This is a genomic window from Methanothermobacter sp. (assembly GCF_049720995.1).
In the GTDB taxonomy this organism is placed as follows: domain Archaea; phylum Methanobacteriota; class Methanobacteria; order Methanobacteriales; family Methanothermobacteraceae; genus Methanothermobacter.
On record NZ_JBNASF010000045.1, the window covers coordinates 1 to 4,543 of the forward strand.

Annotated in this window: 9 protein-coding genes; all 9 read left to right on the forward strand. The window is 47.2% G+C overall.

What is annotated here, in order from left to right; all coding sequences use genetic code 11:
- The coding region (locus ACPLJI_RS08890) for a hypothetical protein (protein ID WP_424741259.1) at window positions 1-310 on the forward strand (310 nt) is incomplete at its 5' end.
- A gap of 18 nt (window positions 311-328) precedes the next feature.
- Window positions 329-1,270 (forward strand): phage major capsid protein, encoded by a 942-nt coding sequence (locus ACPLJI_RS08895; RefSeq protein ID WP_424741260.1) that lies wholly within the window; start codon window positions 329-331, stop codon window positions 1,268-1,270.
- Window positions 1,271-1,283: 13 nt separating this feature from the next.
- Window positions 1,284-1,574 (forward strand): hypothetical protein, encoded by a 291-nt coding sequence (locus ACPLJI_RS08900; protein ID WP_424741261.1) that lies wholly within the window; start codon window positions 1,284-1,286, stop codon window positions 1,572-1,574.
- A 15-nt stretch (window positions 1,575-1,589) separates the two neighbouring features.
- The gene (locus ACPLJI_RS08905) at window positions 1,590-1,913 is read left to right on the forward strand and encodes a hypothetical protein (RefSeq protein WP_424741262.1); all 324 of its coding nucleotides are present in this window, start codon (window positions 1,590-1,592) and stop codon (window positions 1,911-1,913) included.
- Between the two features lie 18 nt (window positions 1,914-1,931).
- Window positions 1,932-2,273: a phage head closure protein gene (locus ACPLJI_RS08910; protein WP_424741263.1), complete on the forward strand. Its 342-nt coding sequence runs from the start codon at window positions 1,932-1,934 to the stop codon at window positions 2,271-2,273.
- Window positions 2,270-2,671 (forward strand): HK97 gp10 family phage protein, encoded by a 402-nt coding sequence (locus ACPLJI_RS08915; RefSeq protein ID WP_424741264.1) that lies wholly within the window; start codon window positions 2,270-2,272, stop codon window positions 2,669-2,671. Before ACPLJI_RS08910 ends, ACPLJI_RS08915 begins: the two co-directional genes overlap by 4 nt.
- On the forward strand, window positions 2,668-3,075 hold the full coding sequence (locus ACPLJI_RS08920) for a hypothetical protein (protein WP_424741265.1): 408 nt from the start codon (window positions 2,668-2,670) through the stop codon (window positions 3,073-3,075). The genes ACPLJI_RS08915 and ACPLJI_RS08920 overlap by 4 nt, the downstream gene beginning before the upstream one ends.
- Window positions 3,076-3,080: 5 nt before the next feature.
- Window positions 3,081-3,806, forward strand: a complete 726-nt coding sequence (locus tag ACPLJI_RS08925) for a hypothetical protein (RefSeq protein ID WP_424741266.1) — start codon at window positions 3,081-3,083, stop codon at window positions 3,804-3,806.
- Between the two features lie 11 nt (window positions 3,807-3,817).
- On the forward strand, window positions 3,818-4,387 hold the full coding sequence (locus ACPLJI_RS08930; RefSeq protein WP_424741267.1) for a hypothetical protein: 570 nt from the start codon (window positions 3,818-3,820) through the stop codon (window positions 4,385-4,387).
- Window positions 4,388-4,543 lie beyond the last annotated feature (156 nt).

The window sequence follows — 4,543 nt, forward strand, 5'->3', positions numbered from 1 at the left end:
TGACAAAACAGTTGAAGAAGTAGTGGGTGCCGGGGAAGTCCAGGCTTTGAAGGCTGAGATAGATTCGCTCAGAAACTCGATAAAGGAAGTGATGGATGAGTTGAAATCCATAAAAAGTACCCAGACAGAGCCCAGTGGTGAACCTGAAACATCAGATGAGGCCATTGAGGAGCCTGAAACATCAGAAGAAACTATTGATGAACCAAAAGGGGAGGATGCGCAGGCAATTAAGGGCCAAGTAGGAGCCGTTAAGGGAGCCCACACACTATATGAGGAGATGGGTGTGGACAGGTTTGGCAGACCACTATAGAAGATTTGAGGTGATACAATGGATATGATGGACATGTACACAAGGCCATTCGCAATAGTCCCCAAGATAGATGTCCCTGACCTTGGCCGGGGAGTCCTACCAGTCCAGAGGTTCGGACAGTTCGTCAGGGAAGTCAGGGAATCATCATCCCTGATAGGGGAGGCGAGGATACTGAATGCTCTACAGTCATATGAGGTGGACATTTCACGTATCGGATTGAATGTCCAGTTGGAAGCTGGTAGGGACAATACAGGTGCAAAGGTCGCCCCAACAGAGGACTCAGTGGATGTCACCACTAACACCCTGAGCATGAAGGAGCTCATCACCAAGATCAGCATAGAGGATGAGACCCTCGAGGATAACATTGAGAGGGCCCAGTTCGAGCAGACCCTCGTCACCCTACTGGGTCAGGGTGTGAGTTATGACTTGGAGTGCTTCTTCCTACACGCTGATACCAGTTACACGGGTGACAGGGCGCTCTACAAGATAAATGATGGTTGGATGAAACTGGCTGGTAATCAGGCAACAACGGCAAGCCCAACGGATGATGACTGGCCACTCAGCCTATTTGATGAGATGCTCGGGAAGGTCCCTAACAGGTACAAGCAGATGATCCCTCAGATGAGATTCTATGTCTCATGGGATATCCTTGAAGCGTACAGGGAGTACTTGAAGGGCAGAGAATCAGCGGTGGGTGATCAGGCAATAATCGGTGGTCCTAACCTGACATATCAGGGCCTACCCGTCCAGTACGTCCCGGCCCTTGATGCTCTCCAGGATGGGAAGGTGAGGGCCCTTCTCACAGTACCCGCCAACCTGGTCTACGGGTTCTGGCGTAACATAAAGGTGGAGCCGCAGAGGGATGCCCCTATGAGACGTACAGAGTACATTGTGAGTCTCAGGGCTGATTGCCATTATGAGGACGAGAAGGGAGCAGTATCAGCGACCATAACAGTTTAGAATGGGGGATCATATGGATACAAATGAACGATTGGACAGTATGATTCAGGAATTCTCTATCAAATATCCAGGTGTAAACATCAACAACTTCGATGAATTCTTTAACCAGCCCCCTGGTTTTCTCAAGGATCTCAGCGAGTACTCCTATGAACTCCTGAAATTCAATGAGTATATTGAAATGTCGGGGAACAGACAGCGAGATATTAGAAGCCTTTATAGATTGACGGCGCTCTTACTTTTGGGTTTGATGTACACGAGTCAGAGACTCAGCACCCTTGAAAATCCACCGGAGCCTTCCGAATAATATGGGGTCTCAGCTATGACAATCACACCTGAAGATATACGTATAGAGTTACGAAGGGATGAATTAACTGATTCAGAGGAGGCATTCATCACTAGAAAAATCGAAGAGTACAGTCTACGCGCTGAGAGGATCAACCCCACGGCACCGGATCATATTAAGGATGAGTATGTCCTTGCAGGAGTTCTGCAGGCCTTTCTCACAGATTACATGGATGATGTTTCATCATTTACTGATGGAAGATTCAGCATAACAAGAAAATCAATCATCGAAAACCCCATCAGTGACAGGTTCAAAAAAGCCCTGCTCAAGTTACAGGGCATCAGGATATGGAAACCATAACGATAAGGGGGTGGATGTGTGCCTAACCCCGGATTGAAACGCTTTCAGCAGACCCTCTACAAGTATGGTGCTGATGCTATCCTCACCCACCGTGAAATGAAGGGTCGCGATGAGAGGGGCCAACCAGTAATGGAGGACACACAACACAGTATTAAAGTATTTTTCCATGTGAACACAGGGAACGAGAGGTTAATCATTGGCCAGCATGTTGTAGATTATGATGCATACGCATTAACAATCAGGGACTTGGAGGTTGACGAGGGGGATAAACTGGAAGTGGGGGGCAGGGAATACACAGTCAGCCTGATAATTCCTAACAGGACGCATCAGGAGTTACACTTGAAACGGGTGAGAACATGATAAGGATTGATATAGAGAAGCCGGAGGAACTCCTGAGTAAATATGATGAAGTTGAGGATCGTATTGAGCAGACAGTCACACTTCTCATGATAGAACTTGAGGAAATAGCTATGAACACAGCCCCCATCAAGACAGGTGAACTTCGTATCAGCCACACATGGAGCGTGAATGGATCAGTGGGGGAGATGACCAACACAGTACCATACTTGCAATGGGTCCTCTATGGAAGGGGATGGGTGTTCCCCGTGGAGAAAAAGGCCCTCTATTGGGAGGAACTGTTACATCCTGTGGCCTATGCCAGGCCAGCCCCGCCGAATGATTATTTCTCTGCGGCAGTCGCCTATATTGATGCGAAGGGTATCGTGGAGGATTCATTTATCGAGTGGCTGATATCATGAACTCATTGGAACTTGCATTCAAGGAGAGACTAGAATCAATGGATATCAGTGACACTGTTGTCCTGGACTTTAATGAGAAAATTGAGGGCGAATCGGTTATCATAGTGAGCTTAAAGCAGTTGAAGAAAATAGACCCTGTCCTTGACGGGAAAATCTACAGGGCCACAATAGAGGGGCATCTCACGGGTGTGTGGAAAGTTGTTGACAATAGCGTCACAATGGCCGTTACAGAAAGGAATGATGCATTAGAGGCTATCATGAGAGAATTTCTCTACACAAAGGTCGGCGGTGCGCGTGTACGCCTACTTAGGTGGGATAAGGACATCAGGCAGGACATAGTGGATGATAGAAGGTATTATGTCCTTTTTGATGTTACGCTTGAGATTGAATTGAATATGAGGTGATGGATATGATTGTGGATAAACTAGCAGAAACTATACTGACAGGGGAGAATGTTGGGTTCTTCCTTGGGATACCTGTGCAGGAGGAAACCCCAATAGGGGATATAGACGGGACGAATAAGGATTTTTATGTGAAGAATCCACCGATATTCCCTAGGAGCTGCGATGACCTGACAGTGAAACCAGCAGATGTGACAGTGACAGTGGATGGTTCACCAGCAACAGTATCAAGCATCCTCTTCGACGAGGATGAAGGATACGCTAAGGGTTTCAGTCTCGCATCAGCACCAGACACAGGGGATAGTGTGAAAGTATCATATGTGGAGGAGCTTGAACCATTCCTTGCCCAGGATGTCACCCCTGATGTGAAGCAGGACACAAAGGAGGTCAGCATATTAAATGAGTCGGCGAAGATAACAAGCTACGCTGGCACAACAATCACCCTAAAATCTGAGCAGATACTCTCCAAAAATGGTTTGGAGCAGTTCAGGAAACTAATGTACTACAAAGTGGGTGAAACCACAGGGGCCGAGCAATATAAACTCCGTGACAAACCCATCAACCTATATGGGTACACCGTGTACCACGTGGATGGGGAGACACTGGGACGGTTCTACTTTGAAAATGTGAAACTGAAACCTGACATACCCGGAGGTAAAGCCGGGGACAACCTGTCATTCACCCTTGAGATGACCGTTTCAGACACACCAACACTAGTAATACCAAAAGTTTAAGGTGACCCGCTTTGACCACCCCCAAACGTTTCTCTTTTCTGAGGAGGAAAAAGGTTAAACTGGACGGTACTGAAGTCGAGCTCGAAGGATACAGGGTCATTGACAGCGAATATGTGATCCCTCTTATCGAAAAAAGGAATGAGGCATGGGAGATAGCAACAGCCTACAAGGAGTTCATCGGGAGGCTAGAGAGTGGGGAGGGCGTCTCAGAGGATGATGCGAAGAAAATTAAAGAACTAAAGGATAGGATAGATAAACTCACAGTGGAGGTCAGCAGGATAAGTTATCCCTTAGCGCAGAGAGGGCTAAAGAGGGCCCTGTACAGGGACACTAAAGAATACAAGGAAGCGGAAGCTCAGGGGACCCTAACAGAGTACATTGACAGTCTACCCGACGTAGAATTAGCCCCATACATGGTCACAGAGATCGTGAATATCATGTTAGAGCTGGGGAACCCTGATATCATAGGGGTATCCACTGATGAACTAGACCCTAGGGGTACTGAAAATACTGAAAAAAAGAGTGGAACCCGGAGGAGGAGTGGATCTCCCTCAAAAGGGGGATCTACCAGCTCAGCATGAAGACAGGGTGGAGCTTAAGGGAGATACTTGAACTTGAGTACAGTGTATTCATAGAATATCACCTGGCTCATATGGAACCCCCCAGGGTGAAACCCTCCAAGGAGGAGATTGAGAAAAAACTAGAGGCCCTCAAAAGGATAAATTATTCTTTAAATG

Coding starts and splice junctions, on each gene's coding strand:
- ACPLJI_RS08915 (WP_424741264.1), top strand. CDS start 2,270: ATGATAAGGATTGATATAGAGAAGCCGGAGGAACTCCTGAGTAAATAT.
- ACPLJI_RS08920 (WP_424741265.1), top strand. CDS start 2,668: ATGAACTCATTGGAACTTGCATTCAAGGAGAGACTAGAATCAATGGAT.
- ACPLJI_RS08900 (WP_424741261.1), top strand. CDS start 1,284: ATGGATACAAATGAACGATTGGACAGTATGATTCAGGAATTCTCTATC.
- ACPLJI_RS08925 (WP_424741266.1), top strand. CDS start 3,081: ATGATTGTGGATAAACTAGCAGAAACTATACTGACAGGGGAGAATGTT.
- ACPLJI_RS08895 (WP_424741260.1), top strand. CDS start 329: ATGGATATGATGGACATGTACACAAGGCCATTCGCAATAGTCCCCAAG.
- ACPLJI_RS08905 (WP_424741262.1), top strand. CDS start 1,590: ATGACAATCACACCTGAAGATATACGTATAGAGTTACGAAGGGATGAA.